The following is a 19,401-nucleotide window of genomic DNA, read 5'->3' on the forward strand; positions in this document are numbered from 1 at the left end:
AAGAGAGACTGAAGAGGCACCCCCATGGCCCGCGAATATAAAATCGAGGACTACCGTAACTTCGGCATCATGGCCCACATCGATGCTGGCAAGACGACTACGACCGAGCGCGTGCTCTATTACACGGGCAAGTCGCACAAGATCGGCGAAGTCCACGACGGCGCTGCCACCATGGATTGGATGGAGCAGGAGCAGGAGCGCGGCATCACCATCACGTCGGCCGCTACCACGACCTTCTGGCAGGGCCGCGACGGCAAGATGCGCCGCTTCAACATCATCGACACCCCCGGCCACGTCGACTTCACCATCGAGGTGGAGCGCTCGTTGCGCGTGCTTGACGGCGCGATTGCGCTGCTCGACGCCAACGCCGGCGTGGAGCCGCAGACCGAGACCGTCTGGCGCCAGGCCGACAAGTATCGCGTTCCGCGCATGATCTTCTGCAACAAGATGGACAAGATCGGCGCCGACTTCTACCGCTCGGTCGAGATGATCGGCTCGCGCCTCGGCGCGCAGGCCGTCGTCATGCAGCTGCCGATCGGCGCCGAGACAGAGTTCAAAGGCGTTGTCGACCTGGTCGAGATGAACGCGCTGGTATGGCGCGACGAGACGCTGGGCGCTGCCTGGGACGTCGTCGAGATCCCGGACGATCTCAAGGCGAGAGCCGAGGAATACCGCGAGAAGATGATCGAAGCCGCCGTCGAGATGGACGACGACGCGATGAACAACTACCTCGAAGGCAACCTCCCGGACAACGACCAGATCCGCGCTCTGATCCGCAAGGGCACGATCGCGGTGAAGTTCTTCCCGATGTTCTGCGGCTCGGCCTTCAAGAACAAGGGCGTTCAGCCGCTGCTCGACGCGGTTGTCGAGTACCTGCCGTCGCCGGCCGACGTTCCCGCCATCAAGGGCGTCGACGCCAAGACGGATGCCGAGATCGAGCGTCATGCCGACGACAGCGAGCCGCTGTCGATGCTGGCCTTCAAGATCATGAACGACCCGTTCGTCGGTTCGCTCACCTTCGCCCGCATCTATTCGGGCAAGCTGGCCAAGGGCGCCTCGCTGGATAATACGGTGAAGGGCAAGAAGGAGCGCATCGGGCGCATGCTGCAGATGCATGCGAACTCGCGCGCCGACATCGATGAAGCCTTCGCCGGCGACATCGTGGCGCTTGCCGGCCTCAAGGACACGACCACCGGCGACACGCTTTGCGACCCGGCTCATCCGGTCATCCTGGAGCGTATGGAGTTCCCCGATCCGGTCATCCAGATCGCTATCGAGCCCAAGACCAAGAACGACCAGGAAAAGATGGGCCTGGCGCTGCATCGTCTTGCCGCCGAGGACCCGTCCTTCCGCGTCAAGACCGACGAGGAAAGCGGCCAGACCATCATCTCCGGCATGGGCGAACTGCATCTCGACATCATCGTCGATCGCATGAGGCGCGAGTTCAAGGTCGAGGCGAATGTCGGCGCCCCGCAGGTGGCTTATCGCGAGACGATCACCCGCGCGGCCGAGATCGACTACACGCACAAGAAGCAGACCGGCGGCACCGGCCAGTTCGCGCGGGTGAAGATCCTGTTCGAGCACAATCCCGACGGCGACGATTTCGTCTTCGAGTCAAAGATCATCGGCGGCGCGGTGCCGAAGGAATACATCCCGGGCGTCCAGAAGGGCATCCAGAGCGTGTTGTCCTCCGGTCCGCTGGCCGGCTTCCCGATGCTTGCCGTCAAGGCAACGCTGCTCGACGGCGCATACCACGACGTCGACTCCTCGGTGCTGGCCTTCGAAATCGCTGCCCGCGCGGCCTTCCGCGAGGGTGCGCAGAAGGCAGGCGCACAGCTTCTGGAGCCGATCATGAAGGTCGAGGTGGTGACGCCGGAGGACTATGTCGGCTCGGTCATCGGCGACCTCAACGGCCGCCGCGGGCAGATCCAGGGCCAGGAAGCGCGCGGCGTCGCCGTGGTCATCAACGCCATGGTGCCGCTCGCCAACATGTTCAAATACGTCGACAATTTGCGTTCGATGTCCCAGGGCCGCGCCCAGTACACGATGCAGTTCGATCACTACGAGCCTGTGCCGACCGCAGTCGCCCAGGAAATTCAGAAGAAATACGCGTAATTCCAAGGGCTTGACGCGAGAACTTAATTAACGCCCGCAACCGGGCAGCAGGAATGGAGATCTCACATGGCAAAAGGTAAATTCGAGCGCACGAAGCCTCATGTGAATGTTGGCACGATCGGTCACGTTGACCATGGCAAGACGTCGCTGACGGCGGCGATCACGAAGTTTTTCGGCGAGTACCGGTCCTACGATTCGATCGATGCGGCGCCTGAGGAGAAGGCGCGCGGCATCACGATCTCGACGGCGCATGTCGAATACGAGACGGCCAACCGCCACTATGCGCATGTCGACTGCCCCGGCCACGCCGACTATGTGAAGAACATGATCACGGGCGCCGCGCAGATGGACGGCGCGATCCTGGTGGTTTCGGCTGCCGACGGCCCGATGCCGCAGACGCGCGAGCACATTCTTCTGGCCCGCCAGGTCGGCGTTCCCGCGCTGGTGGTGTTTTTGAACAAGGTCGACCTCGTCGACGACGCCGAGCTGCTCGAACTGGTCGAGCTCGAGGTTCGCGAGCTGCTGTCGAAATACGAATATCCGGGCGACGACATCCCGATGATCAAGGGTTCGGCGGTGGTCGCGCTCAATGACGGCGACAAGGAGATCGGCGAGAACGCGATCCGCAAGCTGATGGAAGCGGTCGACAGCTACATCCCGACGCCGGAGCGTCCGATCGACAAGCCGTTCCTGCTGCCGATTGAGGACGTGTTCTCGATCTCGGGCCGCGGCACGGTTGTCACGGGCCGCGTCGAGCGCGGCATCGTCAAGGTCGGCGAGGAGCTCGAGATCGTGGGCATCCGCCCGACGACGAAGACGACCTGCACGGGCGTCGAGATGTTCCGCAAGCTGCTGGACCAGGGCCAGGCCGGCGACAACATCGGCGCGCTGCTGCGCGGCGTCGACCGCGAGGGCGTGGAACGCGGCCAGGTTCTGGCCAAGCCGGGTTCGGTGAAGCCGCACAAGAAGTTCGTGGCCGAGGCCTACATCCTGACCAAGGAGGAGGGTGGCCGCCACACGCCGTTCTTCACCAACTACCGTCCGCAGTTCTACTTCCGCACGACTGATGTGACGGGCATCGTGACGCTGCCGGAAGGCACCGAGATGGTGATGCCGGGCGACAACGTGACAGTCGACGTCGAGCTGATCGTGCCGATCGCCATGGAGGAGAAGCTGCGCTTCGCCATCCGCGAAGGCGGCCGCACCGTCGGCGCCGGCATCGTTGCCAGCATCAAAGAGTAAGAAGAACAAGAAAAGACATCTGTCGCGGGCGGGACAACGCCCGCGCCGCGCCAGAACCAAGGAATGACGAGATGAACGGGCAAAATATCCGCATCCGACTTAAAGCGTTCGATCACCGTGTGCTCGACGCCTCGACGCGAGAGATCGTTTCGACGGCCAAGCGTACCGGCGCCAACGTTCGCGGCCCGATTCCGCTGCCTACGCGGATCGAGAAGTTCACGGTCAACCGGTCGCCTCACGTCGACAAGAAGAGCCGCGAACAGTTCGAAATGCGCACCCACAAGCGCCTGCTTGATATCGTGGACCCGACCCCGCAGACCGTCGACGCGCTGATGAAGCTCGACCTCGCCGCCGGTGTCGACGTCGAGATCAAGCTTTAAGGCAAAGCCATGAGCCTGAAGGGTCCGCCCGAAGGCTCCTCTGAAGGAAGAACGAAAAAATGCGTTCAGGTGTAATTGCACAGAAGGTCGGCATGACCCGCGTCTACAACGACGCTGGCGAGCATGTGCCGGTCACTGTTCTCCGCATGGAGAACTGCCAGGTCGTGGCGCAGCGCACGGAAGAGAAGAACGGCTACACCGCCGTCCAGCTCGGCGTCGGCCTCGCCAAGGTGAAGAACACGTCGAAGGCTATGCGCGGCCATTTCGCGACCGCTTCCGTCGAGCCCAAGGCGAAGGTCGTGGAGTTCCGCGTGTCGACCGACAACATGCTCGACGTCGGCTCCGAGATCACGGTCGATCACTTCGTCGCCGGCCAGAAGGTCGACGTGACGGGCACCACGATCGGCAAGGGTTTCCAGGGCGTCATCAAGCGCCACCACATGGGCGGCGGACGCGCGACACACGGCAACTCGGTCTCGCACCGTACGCACGGCTCGACCGGCCAGCGCCAGGACCCGGGCAAGGTGTTCAAGGGCAAGCATATGGCCGGCCACTTGGGTTCGACCCGCGTGACCACGCAGAACGTCGAGGTGGTTTCGACCGATACCGATCGCGGCCTGATCCTGATCCGCGGCGCGGTTCCGGGCTCGAAGGGTGCATGGATACTGGTCCGCGACGCCGCCAAGGTCGCGCTGCCGAAGGACGCGCCGAAGCCGGCCGCGATCCGCGCGGTGGCCAAGGCTGAAACGCAGCCCGAGACCGCGGCTACTGAGGGAGCGGAATAATGGATCTCAAGATCACTACCCTCGCCGGCAAGGACGCCGGCAAGCTGAAGCTCTCCGAGGAAATCTTCGGGCTCGACCCGCGCGAGGACATCCTCGCCCGCGTCGTGCGCTGGCAGCTCGCCAAGAAGCAGCAGGGCACGCACAAGACCAAGGGCCGCGCCGAAATCGCGCGCACCGGCGCCAAGATGTACAAGCAGAAGGGTACGGGCCGCGCCCGCCACCATTCGGCGCGCGCTCCGCAGTTCCGCGGCGGCGGCAAGGCTCACGGCCCGGTCGTGCGCAGCCACGAGCACGACCTGCCCAAGAAGGTCCGCGCGCTTGGCCTAAAGCATGCGCTTTCGGCCAAGGCGAAGTCGGAGAGCATCATCATCGTCGACGAACTGACGATGAAGGACGCCAAGACGAAGGTGCTGGTTGCGAACTTCGAGAAGCTCGGCCTCTCGAACGCGCTTGTCATCGGCGGCGCCGAGCTCGACCAGAACTTCAAGCGGGCAGCCACCAACATCCCGAACATCGATGTGCTGCCGATCCAGGGCATCAACGTCTACGACATTCTGCGCCGCGGCACGCTGGTCCTCTCGAAGGCCGCCGTCGAGGCTCTCGAGGAGCGCTTCAAATGACTGACCTTCGCCATTACGACGTGATCGTCAGCCCGGCCATCACGGAAAAGTCGACCATGGCCTCCGAACAGAACCAGGTCGTGTTCAACGTCGCCAGGAAGGCGACGAAGCCCGAGATCAAGGCAGCCATCGAGGCGCTGTTCAGCGTCAAGGTCACCGCCGTCAACACGCTCGTCCGCAAGGGCAAGGTGAAGCGGTTCCGTGGCACGGTCGGCCGCCAGAGCGACGTGAAGAAAGCGATTGTCACGCTGGCCGATGGCCAGTCGATCGACGTCGCGACGGGCCTCTGAGACAGGGCGCGAGGGAAGTACAATGGCACTGAAATCATACAATCCCGTAACGCCGAGCACGCGCCAGCTGGTGCTGGTCGACCGTTCGGCCCTGTATAAGGGCAAGCCGGTCAAGGGCCTGACGGAAGGCCTGACCAAGTCGGGCGGCCGCAACAATTACGGGCGCATCACGGCCCGCTTCATCGGCGGCGGTCACAAGCGTTCGTATCGCATCATCGACTTCAAGCGCCGCAAGTTCGACATGACGGCGACGGTGGAGCGCATCGAGTACGATCCGAACCGCACCGCCTTCATCGCGCTGGTCAAGTACGAGGACGGCGAGCTGAACTACATCATCGCGCCGCAGCGCCTGGCCCCCGGCGACAAGATCGTCGCGGGCAGCGCTGTCGACGTGAAGCCCGGCAACGCGATGCCGCTTTCGGCGATGCCGGTCGGCACGATCATCCACAATGTCGAACTGAAGCCTGGGAAGGGCGGCCAGGTCGCACGTTCGGCGGGTTCCTACGCACAGCTCGTCGGCCGCGACCAGGGCATGGCGATCCTGCGGCTGAATTCCGGCGAGCAGCGCATCGTCAGCGGCCAGTGCCTGGCCACGGTGGGCGCCGTGTCGAACCCCGACCACGGCAACATCAACCTGGGCAAGGCCGGCCGCAAGGTCTGGCTGGGCAAGCGCCCGCACAACCGCGGCGTCACCATGAACCCGGTCGACCACCCGCATGGCGGCGGCGAAGGCCGCACCTCGGGCGGCCGCCATCCGGTCACGCCGTGGGGCAAGCCGACCAAGGGCAAGAAGACGCGGTCGAACAAGTCGACCGACAAGTTCATTGTTCGCTCGCGCCACCAGCGCAAGAGCTAAGAAGAGGTAGTCAGAAGTGACACGTTCAGTCTGGAAAGGCCCGTTCGTCGACGGCTATCTGCTCAAGAAAGCCGACAAGGTGCGCGAGGGCGGCCGCAGCGAAGTGATCAAGATGTGGAGCCGTCGCTCCACCATCCTGCCGCAGTTCGTCGGCCTCACCTTCGGCGTCTACAACGGCCAGAAGCATATCCCTGTCTCGGTCAACGAGGACATGGTCGGCCACAAGTTCGGTGAGTTCGCTCCGACCCGGACCTATTACGGTCACGGCGCGGATAAGAAGGCGAAGAGGAAATAGATATGGGCAAGGCCAAAGCTCCGCGCAGGCTTGCTGACAACGAAGCGCGCGCCGTCCTGCGCACGATCCGTATCAGCCCGCAGAAGCTGAACCTCGTTGCCGCGCTGATCCGCGGCAAGAAGGTCGCGACAGCGCTCTCCGACCTGGAATTTTCGCAGAAGCGGATTTCCGGAACGGTGAAGAAGACGCTGGAATCGGCGATCGCCAACGCGGAAAACAACCACGACCTCGATGTCGACGCGCTCGTCGTCGCCGAGGCCTATGTCGGCAAGTCCATCGTCATGAAGCGTTTCCATGCTCGTGGCCGGGGCCGCGCGAGCCGCATCGAGAAGCCATTCTCTCACCTCACGATCGTCGTTCGTGAAGTCGAGGAAAAAGGGGAGGCCGCATAATGGGCCAGAAAATCAATCCGATCGGGCTGCGCCTCGGCATCAACCGCACCTGGGACTCGCGCTGGTACGCCAACACCGGCGAGTACGCCAAGCTGCTGCATGAAGACATCAAGATCCGCGCCTATCTCGAGAAGGAACTCAAGCAGGCCGCGATCTCGAAGGTCGTGATCGAGCGTCCGCACAAGAAGTGCCGCGTGACGATCCACGCGGCGCGTCCGGGCCTGATCATCGGCAAGAAGGGCGCCGACATCGAGAAGCTTCGCAAGAAGCTGATGGAGATGACGAAGTCCGAGACGCATCTGAACATCGTCGAGGTGCGCAAGCCCGAGATCGACGCCACGCTGATCGCCCAGTCGATCGCCCAGCAGCTCGAGCGCCGCATCGCGTTCCGCCGCGCCATGAAGCGCGCCGTGCAGTCGGCGATGCGTCTGGGCGCCGAGGGCATCCGCATCAACTGCGCCGGCCGTCTGGGCGGCGCCGAGATCGCCCGCATGGAGTGGTACCGCGAGGGCCGCGTGCCGCTGCATACGCTTCGCGCCGACGTCGACTACGGGACCGCCGAGGCTCAGACCGCCTACGGCATCTGCGGCGTCAAGGTGTGGGTGTTCAAGGGCGAGATCCTCGAGCACGACCCGATGGCTTCGGAGCGTCGCGCGACGGAAGGCGACCATTCCGGCGAACGCAGCGGCGGACGCCGCCGCGAGAACGCCTGAGCGCATAGGAATTTGGAGTAAGGAAGATGCTGCAGCCAAAGCGCACGAAGTTCCGCAAGCAGTTCAAGGGCCGCATCCATGGTCTCGCCAAGGGCGGCACCAACCTGGATTTCGGCGGCTTCGGGCTGAAGGCGATGGAGCCGAACCGGGTGACCGCGCGCGAGATCGAGGCGGCCCGCCGCGCGATCACGCGTGAAATGAAGCGCGCCGGCCGCGTCTGGATCCGAGTGTTCCCGGACCTGCCGGTGACCTCGAAGCCGACCGAAGTCCGCATGGGCAAGGGCAAGGGCGCCGTCGACTACTGGGCGGCGCGCGTGAAGCCGGGCCGCATCATGTTCGAGATCGACGGCGTTTCCGAGGAAACCGCCCGCGAGGCGCTGCGCCTCGGCGCGGCCAAGCTCTCGGTCAAGACGCGCTTCGTGCAGCGCATCGCAGAATAGGAAGGGACGGCAATGAAAGCCTCCGACGTCAGGACCAAGACCGCCGACCAGCTCAACGACGAGCTGGCGAGCCTCAAGAAGGAGCAGTTCAACCTGCGCTTCCAGAAGGCCACCGGCCAGCTCGAGAAGACAGCGCGCGTCAAGATCGTCCGCAGGGACATCGCGCGCATCAAGACCATCGCCGCCGAAAAAGCTTCGGCCAAGAAGGCATAAGGACAAGAACATGCCAAAGCGCATTCTGCAGGGCACCGTCGTCAGCGACAAGAACGAGAAGACGGTTGTCGTCAAGGTCGAGCGTCGCTTCACCCATCCGGTGATGAAGAAGACCGTGCGTTCGACCAAGAAGTACAAGGCGCATGACGAGAACAACGCCTGCAAGGTGGGCGATCAGGTGTTCATCCAGGAATCGAAGCCGATTTCCAAGGACAAACGCTGGATCGTGATCACCGAAGCGCAGGCCTAAGAACAATTTTGGATGAGACGGGGAGGGCGAGAGCCGGTCCCCGGTGAATGAAGAAGGCGGCCAGTCATGATTCAGATGCAAACAAACCTCGACGTCGCGGACAACTCCGGCGCCCGTCGTGTCATGTGCATCAAGGTGCTGGGCGGTTCGAAGCGGAAATATGCTTCGGTCGGCGACATCATCGTCGTTTCGATCAAGGAAGCCATTCCGCGCGGCCGCGTGAAGAAGGGCGATGTGATGAAGGCGGTCGTGGTACGCACGGCCAAGGACATCCGCCGCCCGGACGGCAGCGTGATCCGTTTCGACAAGAACGCGGCCGTTCTCGTCGACAACAAGAAAGAGCCAGTCGGCACGCGCATCTTCGGGCCGGTTCCGCGCGAGCTCCGCGCCAAGAACCACATGAAGATCATCTCGCTCGCGCCTGAAGTGCTGTAAGGAGCCGGAAATGCAGAAGATCAGAAAAGGCGACAAGGTCGTCGTCCTGGCCGGCAAGGACAAGGGCCGCACCGGTGAGGTGCTGTCCGTCATGCCGAAGGAGGACAAGGCCCTCGTTCGCGGCGTCAACCAGGTGCGCCGTCACCAGAAGCAGACCCAGTCCCAGGAGGGCGGGATCATCGTCAAGGAAGCGCCGATCCACCTGTCGAACCTCGCGGTCGCCGACCCCAAGGACGGCAAGCCGACCCGCGTCGGTTTCCGCGTCGACGGCGACAAGAAGGTGCGTTTCGCCAAGCGCTCGGGAGAAGTCATCAATGGCTAAGGCAGCAGCACAGGCCCAGGCGACGGCCAAGAACCAGCCGCGCCTGAAGAAGGTCTACGAAGAGACGATCCGCAAGGCGCTTCTCGAGCAGTTCAAGTATGACAACGAGATGGAGGTTCCGCGCCTCGACAAGATCGTTCTCAACATGGGCGTCGGTGAGGCCACGGGCGACTCCAAGAAGCCCTCGGTCGCCGCCGAGGATCTCGCGCTGATCGCCGGCCAGAAGGCCGTCGTGACCCGCGCCCGCAAGTCGATCGCCGGCTTCAAGGTGCGCGAGCAGATGCCGATCGGCGCCAAGGTAACGCTCCGCAAGGAGCGCATGTACGAGTTCCTGGACCGCCTGGTCACGATCGCGCTGCCGCGCGTTCGCGACTTCCGCGGCCTGAACCCGAAGAGCTTTGACGGCCGCGGCAACTACGCCATGGGCATCAAGGAGCACATCGTGTTCCCGGAGATCAACTACGACAAGGTCGATCAGATCTGGGGCATGGACATCATCGTTTGTACGACCGCCAAGACGGACGACGAAGCCAGGGCGCTGCTCAAGGCTTTCAACTTCCCCTTCCGGCAGTAACGGCAGCGAGCAAAGGAACAATCTGAATGGCAAAGACCAGCTCAGTCGAGAAGAACAACCGGCGCCGGAAGCTCGTGGCGCAAAGCGCCGCCAAGCGTGCGGCGCTGAAGGCGATCATCATGGATCAGTCGAAGCCGCTCGAGGAGCGTTTCCGCGCGCAGCTCAAGCTTTCCGCGATGCCGCGCAATTCGGCCAAGATCCGCATCCGCAACCGCTGTGAAATCACCGGTCGCCCGCGCGCCGTCTATCGCAAGCTCGGCATGTCGCGCATCGCGCTCCGTCAACTCGGCAATTCCGGGGTCATCCCCGGTCTCGTCAAGTCCAGCTGGTAAGGAGGACTGACATGTCTTTGAGTGATCCTCTGGGCGATATGCTCACCCGCATCCGCAACGCCTACGGCCGCAAGAAGTCGACTGTGTCGACGCCGGCTTCCCGGCTGCGCGCCCGCGTGCTCGACGTGCTGAAGGCCGAGGGCTATATCCGCGACTACAGCCAGACCGACTTCGACAACGGCAAGTCCGAGATCGAGATCGAGCTGAAGTATTTCGACGGCGCCCCGGTTGTCCGCGAAATCGCCCGCGTCTCGAAGCCTGGCCGCCGCGTCTACGTGTCGGCCAAGTCCATACCGCACGTGGCTAACGGCCTCGGCATCGCCATCCTCTCCACGCCGAAGGGCGTGATGGCCGATCACGAGGCGCGCGAGCAGAACGTCGGCGGCGAAATCCTCTGCCAGATCTTCTGATCGGCTGAACAAAAAGAATCGAGGAGACGACAATGTCTCGTATTGGCAAGAAACCCGTATCGCTGCCGCAAGGCGTCACCGCCACCGTCAACGGCCAGACCGTGACGGCGAAGGGACCGAAGGGCGAGCTGCATTTCGTCGTCAACGACGAGGTGCTGGTCAAGATGGATGACGGCCAGATCGCCGTCGAGCCGCGCGACCAGTCGAAGACGGCGCGTTCCAAGTGGGGCATGTCGCGCACGCAGATCGTGAACATCCTGACCGGCGTGAAGGACGGCTTCGAGAAGAAGCTCGAAATCAGCGGCGTCGGTTATCGCGCGGCGCTTCAGGGCAAGAACCTGCAGCTCGCGCTCGGCTTCAGCCACGACGTGGTGTACGAGACCCCGAAGGGCATCACGATCACCGTGCCGAAGCCGACCGAGATCACGATCACGGGCATCGACAAGCAGCAGGTCGGCCAGGTGGCCGCCGAGATCCGTAAGTATCGCGGACCCGAGCCTTACAAGGGCAAGGGCGTGAAGTATGCCGGCGAGCGCATCGTGCGCAAGGAAGGCAAGAAGAAGTAGAACGCGGCATGATCCCCGAGAAGTCGCAGACTTTTCGGACAGGGTCATGCCTTAAAGACCAACGCCACGGGGGCTCAGTCGCGGGAGGCAATCCCTACCGCACAGGACGGCCCCCGGCTTATGAAGGCAAGGAAAGTAAGATCATGGCTTCGAAAGAATCCACCCAACGCCGCGCCCAGCGCATCCGCCGCCAGGTAAAGGCCGTCTCCAACGGCCGCCTGCGCCTGTCGGTGCACCGGTCGTCGAAGAACATCCACGCGCAGGTCATCGACGACGCGAAGGGTCACACCGTCGCTTCGGCTTCGAGCCTCGAGAAGGACTTGAAGGGCTCGCTGAAGACCGGCGCCGATGTGGCCGCCGCCATTGCCGTCGGCAAGCTCGTCGCCGAGCGCGCGTCCAAGGCAGGCGTCAAGGAAGTCGTCTTCGACCGTGGCCCGTATATCTATCACGGCCGCGTCAAGGCGCTCGCCGAGGCAGCCCGCGAGGCCGGCCTGAGCTTCTAGGCATAGTCCCGAAAAGTTGCAGACTTTTCGGACGGGACGATGCCAAGGAGAGAATGATTTCGCCGCCAGATCCAAAAGGATCGGCAAATAGCAACCCGTGCTTCCGGAAAAGAACAAGGAACAGGATATGGCACAGGAACGTAGGGACGGCGGCCATCGCGGCGGCCGAGACCGTGAAGAGCGCGACAGCGAATTCGTCGACAAGCTCGTCCACATCAACCGCGTCGCCAAGGTCGTCAAGGGCGGCCGGCGCTTCGGTTTCGCGGCGCTCGTCGTCGTCGGCGACCAGAAGGGCCGCGTCGGCTTCGGCCACGGCAAGGCGCGCGAAGTGCCCGAGGCGATCCGCAAGGCGACCGAGTCGGCCAAGCGCGACCTGATCTTCGTGCCGCTGCGTTCGGGCCGCACTCTGCATCACGACGTCGAGGGACGGCACGGGGCGGGCAAGGTTCTGCTGCGCGCCGCCAAGCCTGGCACCGGCATCATCGCCGGCGGCCCGATGCGCGCCGTGTTCGAGACGCTCGGCATGCATGACGTGGTCGCCAAGTCGATGGGGTCGTCCAACCCCTACAACATGGTCCGCGCGACCTTCGATGCGTTGAAGAGCCAGATGCATCCGAAGGATGTGGCGGCCCAGCGCGGCATCAAGTACTCGACGCTCCAGGCTCGCCGCGGCAACGCGGTCGCGGCCGAAGAGTAGTCGTCGCCTCAGGGATCATCACCATGGCCAAGAAAGCTACCAAGACCGTGACCGTCGAGCAGATCGGCAGCCCGATCCGCCGTCCCAAGGAACAGCGCGCAACGCTGGTCGGCCTCGGGTTGAACAAGATGCACAAGCAGCGCACGCTGGAGGATACGCCTTCGGTCCGCGGCATGATCGCCGCCGTTGCCCACCTCGTCCGCGTCGTCGACGAGAAATAGGGCAGGGCGCGAGGAGAAAGACAATGAAACTCAACGAACTCAGGGACAACGAAGGCGCCACCCATTCGAAGAAGCGCCTCGGGCGCGGCATCGGCTCGGGCTCCGGCAAGACGGCCGGTCGCGGCGTGAAGGGCCAGAAGGCGCGCTCCGGCGTCGCCATCAACGGCTTCGAGGGCGGCCAGATGCCGCTCTATCGCCGCCTGCCGAAGCGCGGCTTCAACAACATCTTCGCCAAGAGCTTCAACGTCGTGTCGCTCGCCCGCATCCAGACGGCCATCGACGCCAAAAAGCTCGACGCCAAGGCGACGGTCGACGCGGAAGCCCTCATCAAGGCCGGCGTGATCCGCCGCGCCAAGGACGGCGTGCGGCTTCTGGCCGACGGCGAGCTGAAGGCGAAGCTCGCCTTCGACATCGCCGGAGCGTCCAAGGCCGCGATCGAGAAAGTCGAGAAGGCCGGGGGTTCGGTCAAGCTGCCTGCGAAGGCGGAAGCGACCGAGTAACGGGCCCTTCAGACGGGCGGCGGCAAGGGGATTGCCGCCGCTTGCAACTTCGTCGACCGGAGCCTATCTCGGAACTTCGGCGACACGCGATGCCCGCACCGGGTCAGCGTGACCAAGCGGAGAATAGTGCATGGCATCGGCTGCTGAACAACTTGCATCGAACCTGAATTTCGCAGCCTTCGCCAAGGCCGAGGATCTCAAGAAGCGTATCTGGTTCACCCTCGGCGCGCTTCTCGTCTACCGCCTCGGCACTTACATCCCGCTTCCCGGCATCAACCCGGACGCTTTCGCGCAGGCATTCTCGCAGCAGTCATCCGGCGTGCTCGGCATGTTCAACATGTTCGCCGGCGGCGCCGTGGAGCGCATGGCGATCTTCGCGCTGGGCATCATGCCCTACATCTCCGCCTCCATCATCATGCAGCTGATGACGTCGGTCATCCCGTCGCTGGAAGCGCTGAAGAAGGAAGGCGAGCAGGGCCGCAAGGTCATCAACCAGTACACCCGCTACGGCACCGTTCTCCTGGCGATCGTGCAGGCCTACGGCATCTCGGTCGGCCTCGAGGGCGGCTCCGGCATCGTCGCCGACCCCGGCATCTTCTTCCGCATCTCCGCGGTGATCACGCTGGTCGGCGGAACCATGTTCCTGATGTGGCTCGGCGAGCAGATCACGGCGCGCGGCATCGGCAACGGCATCTCGCTGATCATCTTCGCCGGCATCGTCGCCGGTCTGCCTGGCGCCATCAGCGGCACGCTCGAACTCGGCCGCACCGGCGCGCTCTCGACCGGCCTGATCCTTGCGATCATCGTGCTTGCCGTCGTCGTCATCGCGCTCATCGTGTTCTTCGAGCGCGCGCAGCGCCGCCTGCTCATCCAGTATCCGAAGCGCCAGGTCGGCAACCGCATGTTCCAGGGCGATACGTCGCACCTGCCGCTCAAGCTCAACACGGCGGGCGTCATCCCTCCGATCTTCGCCTCTTCGCTGCTGCTCTTGCCAGCGACCGTCGCCGGTTTCTCGGCAACGACGACAATGCCCGGCTGGGCGTCCGCCATCCTCGCAGCGCTTGGCCACGGCCAGCCGCTCTACATGGCGCTCTATGCCGCGATGATCGCCTTCTTCGCCTTCTTCTACACGGCGATCGTGTTCAATCCGAAGGACACCGCCGACCAGCTGAAGAAGCATTCCGGCTTCATCCCCGGCTATCGCCCCGGCGAGCGCACGGCCGACTACATCGACTATGTGCTCACCCGCATCACGGTGATCGGCGCGATCTATCTCGTGCTCGTCTGCCTGCTGCCGGAATTCCTGATTTCGGCGACTGGCGTGCCTTTCTACCTTGGTGGCACTTCGCTTCTGATCGTGGTCAGTGTAACGCTCGACACGGTTGCGCAGATCCAGGGTCACCTGATCGCGCACCAGTATGAGGGGCTGATCAAGAAGTCGAAGCTGCGCGGGGGCAAGAGGGGAAAATGAGGCTGATACTGCTTGGTCCGCCGGGGGCGGGCAAGGGGACGCAAGCACTAAGACTGGTCGAAAAACACGGCATACCTCAGCTCTCAACCGGCGACATGCTGCGCGCGGCTGTCGCGGCGAAAACGCCGATCGGCCTGAAGGCGAAGGCGGTCATGGACGCCGGCGAGCTCGTTTCCGACGAGATCGTCAACGCCATCGTCGCCGAGCGCATCGACCAGAAGGACTGCGCCAGGGGCTTTGTCCTCGACGGCTATCCGCGCACGCTGGCGCAGGCCGACGCCGTGGGCAGGATGCTAAAGAAACGCAAGCTGAAGCTCGATGTGGTCATCGAACTGACCGTCGATGAAGCCGAACTCGTAGCGCGCATCGCCAAGCGGGCGGAAGAGACCAAGGCTGCCGGCAAGCCGGTCAGGGCCGACGACGATCCGGCGAAGGTTCCGGTTCGCCTGCGCGAATACTACAAGAACACCGCGCCGCTGACCGGCTACTACTACGCCAAGGGTCTGCTCAAGACCGTCGACGGCATGGCTGGTATCGACGACGTGACGAAAGCGATCGAGGCGCTGCTGAAGAAGGCCGGCAAGAAGGCGAAGAAGTAACGGTTGACTAGGAAGCGTCGCTGGGCTATAGCGGCGCATCTCCGAATAGGCGTGAGGCTGCCGGGTCCCTTGGGACAAGGCGGCCTTGTTGAATTGGAAGATACCCCGCAAGGGCCGGCCTCCACCGGACGCGGGTCAACCATAACCTGCCGGCCAGATGAAATTCTGCAGCCGGCCCACATGGAGAAGACGATGGCCCGCATAGCAGGCGTCAACATACCGACCAACAAGCGCGTCGTCATCGCGCTCCAGTACATTCACGGCATCGGCAAGAGATTCGCCCAGGAGATCGTCGACAAGGTCGGCATTCCGGCAGACCGCCGCGTCAACCAGCTGACCGACGCCGAGGTGCTCCAGATCCGCGAAGCGATCGACCGCGACTACCAGGTGGAGGGTGACCTGCGCCGCGAGACCTCGATGAACATCAAGCGCCTGATGGACCTCGGCGCCTATCGCGGCCTGCGTCATCGCCGCAACCTGCCTGTCCGCGGCCAGCGCACGCACACCAACGCCCGCACCCGCAAGGGTCCGGCGAAGGCGATCGCGGGCAAGAAGAAGTAATCTGGAGTGAGTAGGGAGCAGTGAGTAGGAAATAGTCGATTTCCCACTACTCACTACTGACTATTCCCTACTGACTCCCTGGTGTAGCCGCTGGCATTACGGCGGCGTTGAGATCGATAGAAAGGTACTACATGGCCAAGGAAGCCGGACGCGTCCGCCGTCGCGAACGCAAGAACATCTCGTCGGGCACCGCCCACGTGAACTCCACCTTCAACAACACGATGATCACCATCACCGACGCGCAGGGCAACACGATCGCCTGGTCGTCGGCCGGTGCCCAGGGCTTCAAGGGTTCGCGCAAGTCGACCCCGTTCGCCGCCCAGATGGCTGCCGAGGACGTCGCCAAGAAGGCGCAGGAACACGGCATGCGCATGCTCGAGGTCGAGGTCTGCGGTCCGGGTTCGGGTCGTGAATCGGCGCTGCGCGCGCTGCAGGCCGGCGGCTTCACCATCACCTCGATCCGCGACGTGACGCCGATCCCGCACAATGGCTGCCGCCCGCGCAAGAAGCGGCGCGTCTAACCATATACGCATAGAACCGCCGCGCGAGCGTTCGTCCAGCATGGTTCCATGCTGAAAGAGCAGCTCCTCCACGGCTTTCCATGGAGACCGCCACGATTGGATGGTGGCGGCACAACGGAAGGAAGACCAAATGATCCAGAAAAACTGGCAAGAACTGATCAAGCCGAACAAGATCGAATTCTCCTCGAAGGGCAAGACGGTGACCACGCTGGTGGCCGAGCCGCTCGAGCGTGGCTTCGGCCTGACGCTCGGCAACGCGCTGCGGCGCGTGCTGCTCTCGTCGCTGCGCGGCGCTGCCGTCACCGCCGTCCAGATCGACGGCGTGCTGCATGAGTTCTCCTCGATCGCCGGCGTGCGCGAGGACGTGACCGACATCGTGCTCAACATCAAGGAAATCGCCATCAAGATGGAAGGCGATGGTCCCAAGCGCATGGTCGTGCGCAAGCAGGGTCCGGGCGCCGTCGTCGCCGGCGACATCCAGACCGTGGGCGATGTCGAAATCCTGAACCCCGACCATGTCATCTGCACGCTCGACGAGGGCGCGGAGATCCGCATGGAGTTCACCGTCGACACCGGCAAGGGTTATGTGCCGGCCGACCGCAACCGCGCCGAAGACGCGCCGATCGGGCTGATCCCGGTCGACAGCCTCTACTCGCCGGTCAAGAAGGTCTCCTACAAGGTCGAGAATACCCGCGAAGGCCAGGTTCTCGACTACGACAAGCTGACCATGACGCTCGAGACCAACGGCTCGGTCACCGGCGAGGACGCCGTGGCGTTTGCCGCGCGCATCCTGCAGGACCAGCTCGGCCTGTTCGTCAACTTCGACGAGCCGCAGAAGGAAGTCGCGACCGAGGCGGTCACCGAACTCGCCTTCAACCCGGCGCTCTTGAAGAAGGTCGACGAGCTGGAGCTTTCGGTCCGCTCGGCCAACTGCCTGAAGAACGACAACATCGTCTATATTGGCGACCTGATCCAGAAGACCGAGGCGGAGATGCTGCGCACCCCGAACTTCGGCCGCAAGTCGCTGAACGAGATCAAGGAAGTGCTGGCGGCCATGGGCCTGCACCTCGGCATGGAAGTGCCGGATTGGCCGCCGGAAAACATCGAAGACCTCGCCAAGCGTTACGAAGACCAGTATTGAGCATGAATTCCAAGGGCCGGCGGCGCGAGCCGCCCGGCCCGACGGTCATGCGGAAAGCCATCAGAGGCCGTGGCCTCTTGAACAACTGAAGAAGGAAAAGAGCCATGCGCCACGGTTTTAAAGGCCGCCGCTTCGCCCGCAGTGTCAGCCACCGCAAGTCGATGTTCGCCAACCTCGCCGTGTCTCTCATCGAGCACGAGCAGATCGTCACCACCCTGCCCAAGGCGAAGGACCTGCGTCCGATCGTCGAGAAGCTGGTGACTCTCGGCAAGCGCGGCGACCTGCATGCACGCCGCCAGGTGATCGCCCAGATCGGCAACGAGAATGTCGTTAAGCGCCTTTTCGACACGCTCGCACCGCGCTACGCCGACCGCAGCGGCGGCTATTTGCGCATCATGAAGGCCGGTTTCCGTCCTGGCGACAACGCAGCGATGGCGGTGATCGAGTTCGTCGACCGCGACACCACGGCCAAGGGCGCCGGCGACCGCGCCCGCGCCGAAGCGGAAGACGCCGGGGGCGAGGCCGAGGCGGCCTGATCTCACGGTATGTGGTTGAGTTTTGAAAGGGCCTTCGGGCCCTTTTTTGTTGGCCGGTTGAAATGCCGGCCGGCCGATGAGAACGCCTGTCTCAGCAGCCGATGATGTAGCGGCTGTATTTGCCGGTCACGTATTTCGCGATCACCACGATCGCCAGGCTTATGGCGATGACGAAGCCGCTGTAGATCGCAAGGTCGATCATCGGCTCGCCGATATGAGGCGACAGCGGCGCGGGCAGCCGCATGAGTATGGCGATCACGACCCCATGGACGAAGAACAGGCCGAAGCTGTGTTCGGCGACAAAGCTCAGTGGCCGCTTCATCCAGCCGGCGACGTGGGTGAGCAGGCCGCAGAAGAAGAGGACGCCGATATATTTCTGAACCAGCATCGCGTCGAAGCCGACGAAACCCAAGCCGTCGGCCGGCAGGCGTTCGAGGTTGCCCGGAAATTGCATGATCATCGCCTGTACCGATGCGATGGCCAGGATGACCGCGCCGAGCGCGGTCAGAACGAGCGGCCGGCTGACGAGCTCCATGATCGGCTTGCGGTATTCGCAGAACAGGATGCCGAACATGTAGAAGTTAGCGAAGTAGAAGAAGCATTGCGCCGGATTGAGGTTCTCCGCCGGGCGCACGATCCAGAACGCCAGCCCGATCGATGCGGCGAAGGCGGCAGCGCGCCAACCCCGGGACAATTCGATAAAACGGTCGAACAGCGGTGACGCCAGGAACACGAGAAAGATGAAGGGAATGTACCAGTAGGCAGTGACCATGCGGCCCGTCGAAAACAGGACGATGAAATCGACAAATGTGCTGTGTGGATAGGCCACGCCTTCCTTTACGGCCGTCACGTAGAACGGCCCGAGCCAGATTTCGGCGAAGGCCAGCGGCGTCGCCAGCACGAGATAGGGCAGGCCTACATACAGCGCCTTCTTGCGCATGAACTCGCCATAGGGCGTGCGGCCATAAAAGACCTGTCGGTAGAGAAAGCCCGAGATGAAGACGAAATAGGCGGTGCCGCCGGTGATCAGCGCCGGGATGACGTTGAGCCACGTCAGGCGCGTCTGCGGGTCCTCATCGGCAAAATGCGTCCACGACAGCGCGTAGGTGTGGCCACAGACGATCAGGATGATCGCGACGGCGCGGAAATACTCGATGTAGGCGACGTGCTCGCGCGCTTTCGCCCGCACCTTCTCGGGCGCCGCGGAAAGTTCAATCGCGTGGCCGTCCTGAACCGAGGTGATGTGGTTCATGGCGGGTCTCTGTCAGGTCGGGGGCCTTTCAGGATGTGTTTAACACCGCACTGCACAACGAGAAGTAATTTCCTAATAAAAGGTTAACGGCGAAGACGGCGCATCGAGCGGCGTGTCGCGGGGCGCAATCAGCGGACGCGCCGCCCCACTTCGGAGCCATTTATTTTGC

30 protein-coding genes are annotated in these 19,401 nt (G+C 63.4%); 29 read left to right on the plus strand and 1 reads right to left on the minus strand.

Annotated elements, in window-relative coordinates; all coding sequences use genetic code 11:
- Nucleotides 1-24: 24 nt before the first annotated feature.
- The 29 genes from fusA to rplQ all read left to right on the plus strand — a co-directional run bounded on the left by fusA (nucleotide 25) and on the right by rplQ (nucleotide 17,980).
- Entirely contained in the window at nucleotides 25-2,115 is a 2,091-nt protein-coding gene (gene fusA / locus ABLE71_RS24205) for an elongation factor G (protein ID WP_348786046.1), read from the plus strand.
- Nucleotides 2,116-2,181: 66 nt separating this feature from the next.
- The gene (tuf, locus tag ABLE71_RS24210; RefSeq protein ID WP_348786032.1) at nucleotides 2,182-3,357 is read left to right on the plus strand and encodes an elongation factor Tu; all 1,176 of its coding nucleotides are present in this window, start codon (nucleotides 2,182-2,184) and stop codon (nucleotides 3,355-3,357) included.
- A gap of 71 nt (nucleotides 3,358-3,428) precedes the next feature.
- Nucleotides 3,429-3,737 (plus strand): 30S ribosomal protein S10, encoded by a 309-nt coding sequence (rpsJ, locus tag ABLE71_RS24215; protein ID WP_006205468.1) that lies wholly within the window; start codon nucleotides 3,429-3,431, stop codon nucleotides 3,735-3,737.
- A gap of 59 nt (nucleotides 3,738-3,796) precedes the next feature.
- Nucleotides 3,797-4,522, plus strand: a complete 726-nt coding sequence (rplC, locus tag ABLE71_RS24220) for a 50S ribosomal protein L3 (RefSeq protein WP_348786047.1) — start codon at nucleotides 3,797-3,799, stop codon at nucleotides 4,520-4,522.
- Nucleotides 4,522-5,142, plus strand: coding sequence for a 50S ribosomal protein L4 (gene rplD, locus ABLE71_RS24225; RefSeq protein WP_348786048.1), 621 nt, complete (start codon nucleotides 4,522-4,524; stop codon nucleotides 5,140-5,142). The genes rplC and rplD overlap by 1 nt, the downstream gene beginning before the upstream one ends.
- The gene (locus ABLE71_RS24230; protein WP_348786049.1) at nucleotides 5,139-5,432 is read left to right on the plus strand and encodes a 50S ribosomal protein L23; all 294 of its coding nucleotides are present in this window, start codon (nucleotides 5,139-5,141) and stop codon (nucleotides 5,430-5,432) included. The genes rplD and ABLE71_RS24230 overlap by 4 nt, the downstream gene beginning before the upstream one ends.
- Before the next feature lie 22 nt (nucleotides 5,433-5,454).
- Nucleotides 5,455-6,288 (plus strand): 50S ribosomal protein L2, encoded by an 834-nt coding sequence (rplB, locus tag ABLE71_RS24235; protein WP_348786050.1) that lies wholly within the window; start codon nucleotides 5,455-5,457, stop codon nucleotides 6,286-6,288.
- A 16-nt stretch (nucleotides 6,289-6,304) separates the two neighbouring features.
- Complete coding sequence (gene rpsS / locus ABLE71_RS24240) at nucleotides 6,305-6,583, plus strand: 30S ribosomal protein S19 (protein WP_348786051.1); 279 nt, start codon at nucleotides 6,305-6,307, stop codon at nucleotides 6,581-6,583.
- 2 nt (nucleotides 6,584-6,585) lie between these two features.
- Nucleotides 6,586-6,975 carry a 50S ribosomal protein L22 gene (gene rplV, locus ABLE71_RS24245; protein WP_348786052.1) on the plus strand — a complete coding sequence of 130 codons (390 nt, stop codon included), beginning with the start codon at nucleotides 6,586-6,588 and terminating at the stop codon, nucleotides 6,973-6,975.
- The gene (gene rpsC / locus ABLE71_RS24250; protein WP_348786053.1) at nucleotides 6,975-7,688 is read left to right on the plus strand and encodes a 30S ribosomal protein S3; all 714 of its coding nucleotides are present in this window, start codon (nucleotides 6,975-6,977) and stop codon (nucleotides 7,686-7,688) included. Before rplV ends, rpsC begins: the two co-directional genes overlap by 1 nt.
- 26 nt (nucleotides 7,689-7,714) lie before the next feature.
- The gene (gene rplP, locus ABLE71_RS24255; RefSeq protein ID WP_348786054.1) at nucleotides 7,715-8,128 is read left to right on the plus strand and encodes a 50S ribosomal protein L16; all 414 of its coding nucleotides are present in this window, start codon (nucleotides 7,715-7,717) and stop codon (nucleotides 8,126-8,128) included.
- Nucleotides 8,129-8,140: 12 nt separating this feature from the next.
- Nucleotides 8,141-8,341 (plus strand): 50S ribosomal protein L29, encoded by a 201-nt coding sequence (rpmC, locus tag ABLE71_RS24260; RefSeq protein ID WP_348786055.1) that lies wholly within the window; start codon nucleotides 8,141-8,143, stop codon nucleotides 8,339-8,341.
- 10 nt (nucleotides 8,342-8,351) lie between these two features.
- Nucleotides 8,352-8,591 carry a 30S ribosomal protein S17 gene (rpsQ, locus tag ABLE71_RS24265; protein ID WP_348786056.1) on the plus strand — a complete coding sequence of 80 codons (240 nt, stop codon included), beginning with the start codon at nucleotides 8,352-8,354 and terminating at the stop codon, nucleotides 8,589-8,591.
- A 66-nt stretch (nucleotides 8,592-8,657) separates the two neighbouring features.
- Entirely contained in the window at nucleotides 8,658-9,026 is a 369-nt protein-coding gene (rplN, locus tag ABLE71_RS24270; protein WP_024924768.1) for a 50S ribosomal protein L14, read from the plus strand.
- Nucleotides 9,027-9,036: 10 nt separating this feature from the next.
- Nucleotides 9,037-9,348, plus strand: coding sequence for a 50S ribosomal protein L24 (rplX, locus tag ABLE71_RS24275; RefSeq protein ID WP_348786057.1), 312 nt, complete (start codon nucleotides 9,037-9,039; stop codon nucleotides 9,346-9,348).
- The gene (gene rplE / locus ABLE71_RS24280) at nucleotides 9,341-9,922 is read left to right on the plus strand and encodes a 50S ribosomal protein L5 (protein ID WP_348786058.1); all 582 of its coding nucleotides are present in this window, start codon (nucleotides 9,341-9,343) and stop codon (nucleotides 9,920-9,922) included. The genes rplX and rplE overlap by 8 nt, the downstream gene beginning before the upstream one ends.
- Nucleotides 9,923-9,948: 26 nt before the next feature.
- Nucleotides 9,949-10,254, plus strand: coding sequence for a 30S ribosomal protein S14 (rpsN, locus tag ABLE71_RS24285; protein WP_348786059.1), 306 nt, complete (start codon nucleotides 9,949-9,951; stop codon nucleotides 10,252-10,254).
- 11 nt (nucleotides 10,255-10,265) lie between these two features.
- A complete protein-coding gene (rpsH, locus tag ABLE71_RS24290) occupies nucleotides 10,266-10,664 on the plus strand; it encodes a 30S ribosomal protein S8 (protein ID WP_348786060.1) in 399 nt (132 codons plus the stop codon).
- 32 nt (nucleotides 10,665-10,696) lie between these two features.
- Nucleotides 10,697-11,230, plus strand: coding sequence for a 50S ribosomal protein L6 (rplF, locus tag ABLE71_RS24295; RefSeq protein ID WP_348786061.1), 534 nt, complete (start codon nucleotides 10,697-10,699; stop codon nucleotides 11,228-11,230).
- Nucleotides 11,231-11,373: 143 nt separating this feature from the next.
- The gene (gene rplR, locus ABLE71_RS24300) at nucleotides 11,374-11,733 is read left to right on the plus strand and encodes a 50S ribosomal protein L18 (protein ID WP_348786062.1); all 360 of its coding nucleotides are present in this window, start codon (nucleotides 11,374-11,376) and stop codon (nucleotides 11,731-11,733) included.
- A 127-nt stretch (nucleotides 11,734-11,860) separates the two neighbouring features.
- Nucleotides 11,861-12,430 (plus strand): 30S ribosomal protein S5, encoded by a 570-nt coding sequence (gene rpsE / locus ABLE71_RS24305; RefSeq protein WP_348786063.1) that lies wholly within the window; start codon nucleotides 11,861-11,863, stop codon nucleotides 12,428-12,430.
- Between the two features lie 23 nt (nucleotides 12,431-12,453).
- Nucleotides 12,454-12,651 (plus strand): 50S ribosomal protein L30, encoded by a 198-nt coding sequence (gene rpmD, locus ABLE71_RS24310; protein WP_348786064.1) that lies wholly within the window; start codon nucleotides 12,454-12,456, stop codon nucleotides 12,649-12,651.
- A gap of 23 nt (nucleotides 12,652-12,674) precedes the next feature.
- On the plus strand, nucleotides 12,675-13,151 hold the full coding sequence (gene rplO / locus ABLE71_RS24315; protein ID WP_348786065.1) for a 50S ribosomal protein L15: 477 nt from the start codon (nucleotides 12,675-12,677) through the stop codon (nucleotides 13,149-13,151).
- Between the two features lie 130 nt (nucleotides 13,152-13,281).
- The gene (secY, locus tag ABLE71_RS24320) at nucleotides 13,282-14,622 is read left to right on the plus strand and encodes a preprotein translocase subunit SecY (protein ID WP_348786066.1); all 1,341 of its coding nucleotides are present in this window, start codon (nucleotides 13,282-13,284) and stop codon (nucleotides 14,620-14,622) included.
- Complete coding sequence (locus ABLE71_RS24325; protein ID WP_348786067.1) at nucleotides 14,619-15,221, plus strand: adenylate kinase; 603 nt, start codon at nucleotides 14,619-14,621, stop codon at nucleotides 15,219-15,221. Before secY ends, ABLE71_RS24325 begins: the two co-directional genes overlap by 4 nt.
- Nucleotides 15,222-15,413: 192 nt before the next feature.
- Nucleotides 15,414-15,782 carry a 30S ribosomal protein S13 gene (gene rpsM, locus ABLE71_RS24330; RefSeq protein ID WP_348786068.1) on the plus strand — a complete coding sequence of 123 codons (369 nt, stop codon included), beginning with the start codon at nucleotides 15,414-15,416 and terminating at the stop codon, nucleotides 15,780-15,782.
- A gap of 131 nt (nucleotides 15,783-15,913) precedes the next feature.
- Nucleotides 15,914-16,303, plus strand: a complete 390-nt coding sequence (gene rpsK, locus ABLE71_RS24335) for a 30S ribosomal protein S11 (protein WP_121581801.1) — start codon at nucleotides 15,914-15,916, stop codon at nucleotides 16,301-16,303.
- A gap of 130 nt (nucleotides 16,304-16,433) precedes the next feature.
- Nucleotides 16,434-17,444, plus strand: coding sequence for a DNA-directed RNA polymerase subunit alpha (locus tag ABLE71_RS24340; RefSeq protein ID WP_348786069.1), 1,011 nt, complete (start codon nucleotides 16,434-16,436; stop codon nucleotides 17,442-17,444).
- 104 nt (nucleotides 17,445-17,548) lie between these two features.
- Complete coding sequence (gene rplQ, locus ABLE71_RS24345) at nucleotides 17,549-17,980, plus strand: 50S ribosomal protein L17 (protein WP_348786070.1); 432 nt, start codon at nucleotides 17,549-17,551, stop codon at nucleotides 17,978-17,980.
- Between the two features lie 91 nt (nucleotides 17,981-18,071).
- On the opposite strand, the gene ABLE71_RS24350 is transcribed toward rplQ, so the two are convergent.
- Nucleotides 18,072-19,232, minus strand: coding sequence for an acyltransferase (locus ABLE71_RS24350; RefSeq protein WP_348786071.1), 1,161 nt, complete (start codon nucleotides 19,230-19,232; stop codon nucleotides 18,072-18,074).
- Nucleotides 19,233-19,401: the final 169 nt, after the last annotated feature.

It is taken from the genome of Mesorhizobium sp. KR9-304 (genome assembly GCF_040049215.1).
Classification (GTDB): domain Bacteria; phylum Pseudomonadota; class Alphaproteobacteria; order Rhizobiales; family Rhizobiaceae; genus Mesorhizobium_K.

Excerpts from the sequence above, each read along its gene's own strand:
- fusA (WP_348786046.1), top strand. The coding sequence starts at position 25 with ATGGCCCGCGAATATAAAATCGAGGACTACCGTAACTTCGGCATCATG.
- tuf (WP_348786032.1), top strand. The coding sequence starts at position 2,182 with ATGGCAAAAGGTAAATTCGAGCGCACGAAGCCTCATGTGAATGTTGGC.
- rpsJ (WP_006205468.1), top strand. The coding sequence starts at position 3,429 with ATGAACGGGCAAAATATCCGCATCCGACTTAAAGCGTTCGATCACCGT.
- rplC (WP_348786047.1), top strand. The coding sequence starts at position 3,797 with ATGCGTTCAGGTGTAATTGCACAGAAGGTCGGCATGACCCGCGTCTAC.
- rplD (WP_348786048.1), top strand. The coding sequence starts at position 4,522 with ATGGATCTCAAGATCACTACCCTCGCCGGCAAGGACGCCGGCAAGCTG.
- ABLE71_RS24230 (WP_348786049.1), top strand. The coding sequence starts at position 5,139 with ATGACTGACCTTCGCCATTACGACGTGATCGTCAGCCCGGCCATCACG.
- rplB (WP_348786050.1), top strand. The coding sequence starts at position 5,455 with ATGGCACTGAAATCATACAATCCCGTAACGCCGAGCACGCGCCAGCTG.
- rplV (WP_348786052.1), top strand. The coding sequence starts at position 6,586 with ATGGGCAAGGCCAAAGCTCCGCGCAGGCTTGCTGACAACGAAGCGCGC.
- rpsC (WP_348786053.1), top strand. The coding sequence starts at position 6,975 with ATGGGCCAGAAAATCAATCCGATCGGGCTGCGCCTCGGCATCAACCGC.
- rplP (WP_348786054.1), top strand. The coding sequence starts at position 7,715 with ATGCTGCAGCCAAAGCGCACGAAGTTCCGCAAGCAGTTCAAGGGCCGC.
- rpmC (WP_348786055.1), top strand. The coding sequence starts at position 8,141 with ATGAAAGCCTCCGACGTCAGGACCAAGACCGCCGACCAGCTCAACGAC.
- rpsQ (WP_348786056.1), top strand. The coding sequence starts at position 8,352 with ATGCCAAAGCGCATTCTGCAGGGCACCGTCGTCAGCGACAAGAACGAG.
- rplN (WP_024924768.1), top strand. The coding sequence starts at position 8,658 with ATGATTCAGATGCAAACAAACCTCGACGTCGCGGACAACTCCGGCGCC.
- rplX (WP_348786057.1), top strand. The coding sequence starts at position 9,037 with ATGCAGAAGATCAGAAAAGGCGACAAGGTCGTCGTCCTGGCCGGCAAG.
- rplE (WP_348786058.1), top strand. The coding sequence starts at position 9,341 with ATGGCTAAGGCAGCAGCACAGGCCCAGGCGACGGCCAAGAACCAGCCG.
- rpsN (WP_348786059.1), top strand. The coding sequence starts at position 9,949 with ATGGCAAAGACCAGCTCAGTCGAGAAGAACAACCGGCGCCGGAAGCTC.
- rpsH (WP_348786060.1), top strand. The coding sequence starts at position 10,266 with ATGTCTTTGAGTGATCCTCTGGGCGATATGCTCACCCGCATCCGCAAC.
- rplF (WP_348786061.1), top strand. The coding sequence starts at position 10,697 with ATGTCTCGTATTGGCAAGAAACCCGTATCGCTGCCGCAAGGCGTCACC.
- rplR (WP_348786062.1), top strand. The coding sequence starts at position 11,374 with ATGGCTTCGAAAGAATCCACCCAACGCCGCGCCCAGCGCATCCGCCGC.
- rpsE (WP_348786063.1), top strand. The coding sequence starts at position 11,861 with ATGGCACAGGAACGTAGGGACGGCGGCCATCGCGGCGGCCGAGACCGT.
- rpmD (WP_348786064.1), top strand. The coding sequence starts at position 12,454 with ATGGCCAAGAAAGCTACCAAGACCGTGACCGTCGAGCAGATCGGCAGC.
- rplO (WP_348786065.1), top strand. The coding sequence starts at position 12,675 with ATGAAACTCAACGAACTCAGGGACAACGAAGGCGCCACCCATTCGAAG.
- secY (WP_348786066.1), top strand. The coding sequence starts at position 13,282 with ATGGCATCGGCTGCTGAACAACTTGCATCGAACCTGAATTTCGCAGCC.
- ABLE71_RS24325 (WP_348786067.1), top strand. The coding sequence starts at position 14,619 with ATGAGGCTGATACTGCTTGGTCCGCCGGGGGCGGGCAAGGGGACGCAA.
- rpsM (WP_348786068.1), top strand. The coding sequence starts at position 15,414 with ATGGCCCGCATAGCAGGCGTCAACATACCGACCAACAAGCGCGTCGTC.
- rpsK (WP_121581801.1), top strand. The coding sequence starts at position 15,914 with ATGGCCAAGGAAGCCGGACGCGTCCGCCGTCGCGAACGCAAGAACATC.
- ABLE71_RS24340 (WP_348786069.1), top strand. The coding sequence starts at position 16,434 with ATGATCCAGAAAAACTGGCAAGAACTGATCAAGCCGAACAAGATCGAA.
- rplQ (WP_348786070.1), top strand. The coding sequence starts at position 17,549 with ATGCGCCACGGTTTTAAAGGCCGCCGCTTCGCCCGCAGTGTCAGCCAC.
- ABLE71_RS24350 (WP_348786071.1), bottom strand. The coding sequence starts at position 19,232 with ATGAACCACATCACCTCGGTTCAGGACGGCCACGCGATTGAACTTTCC.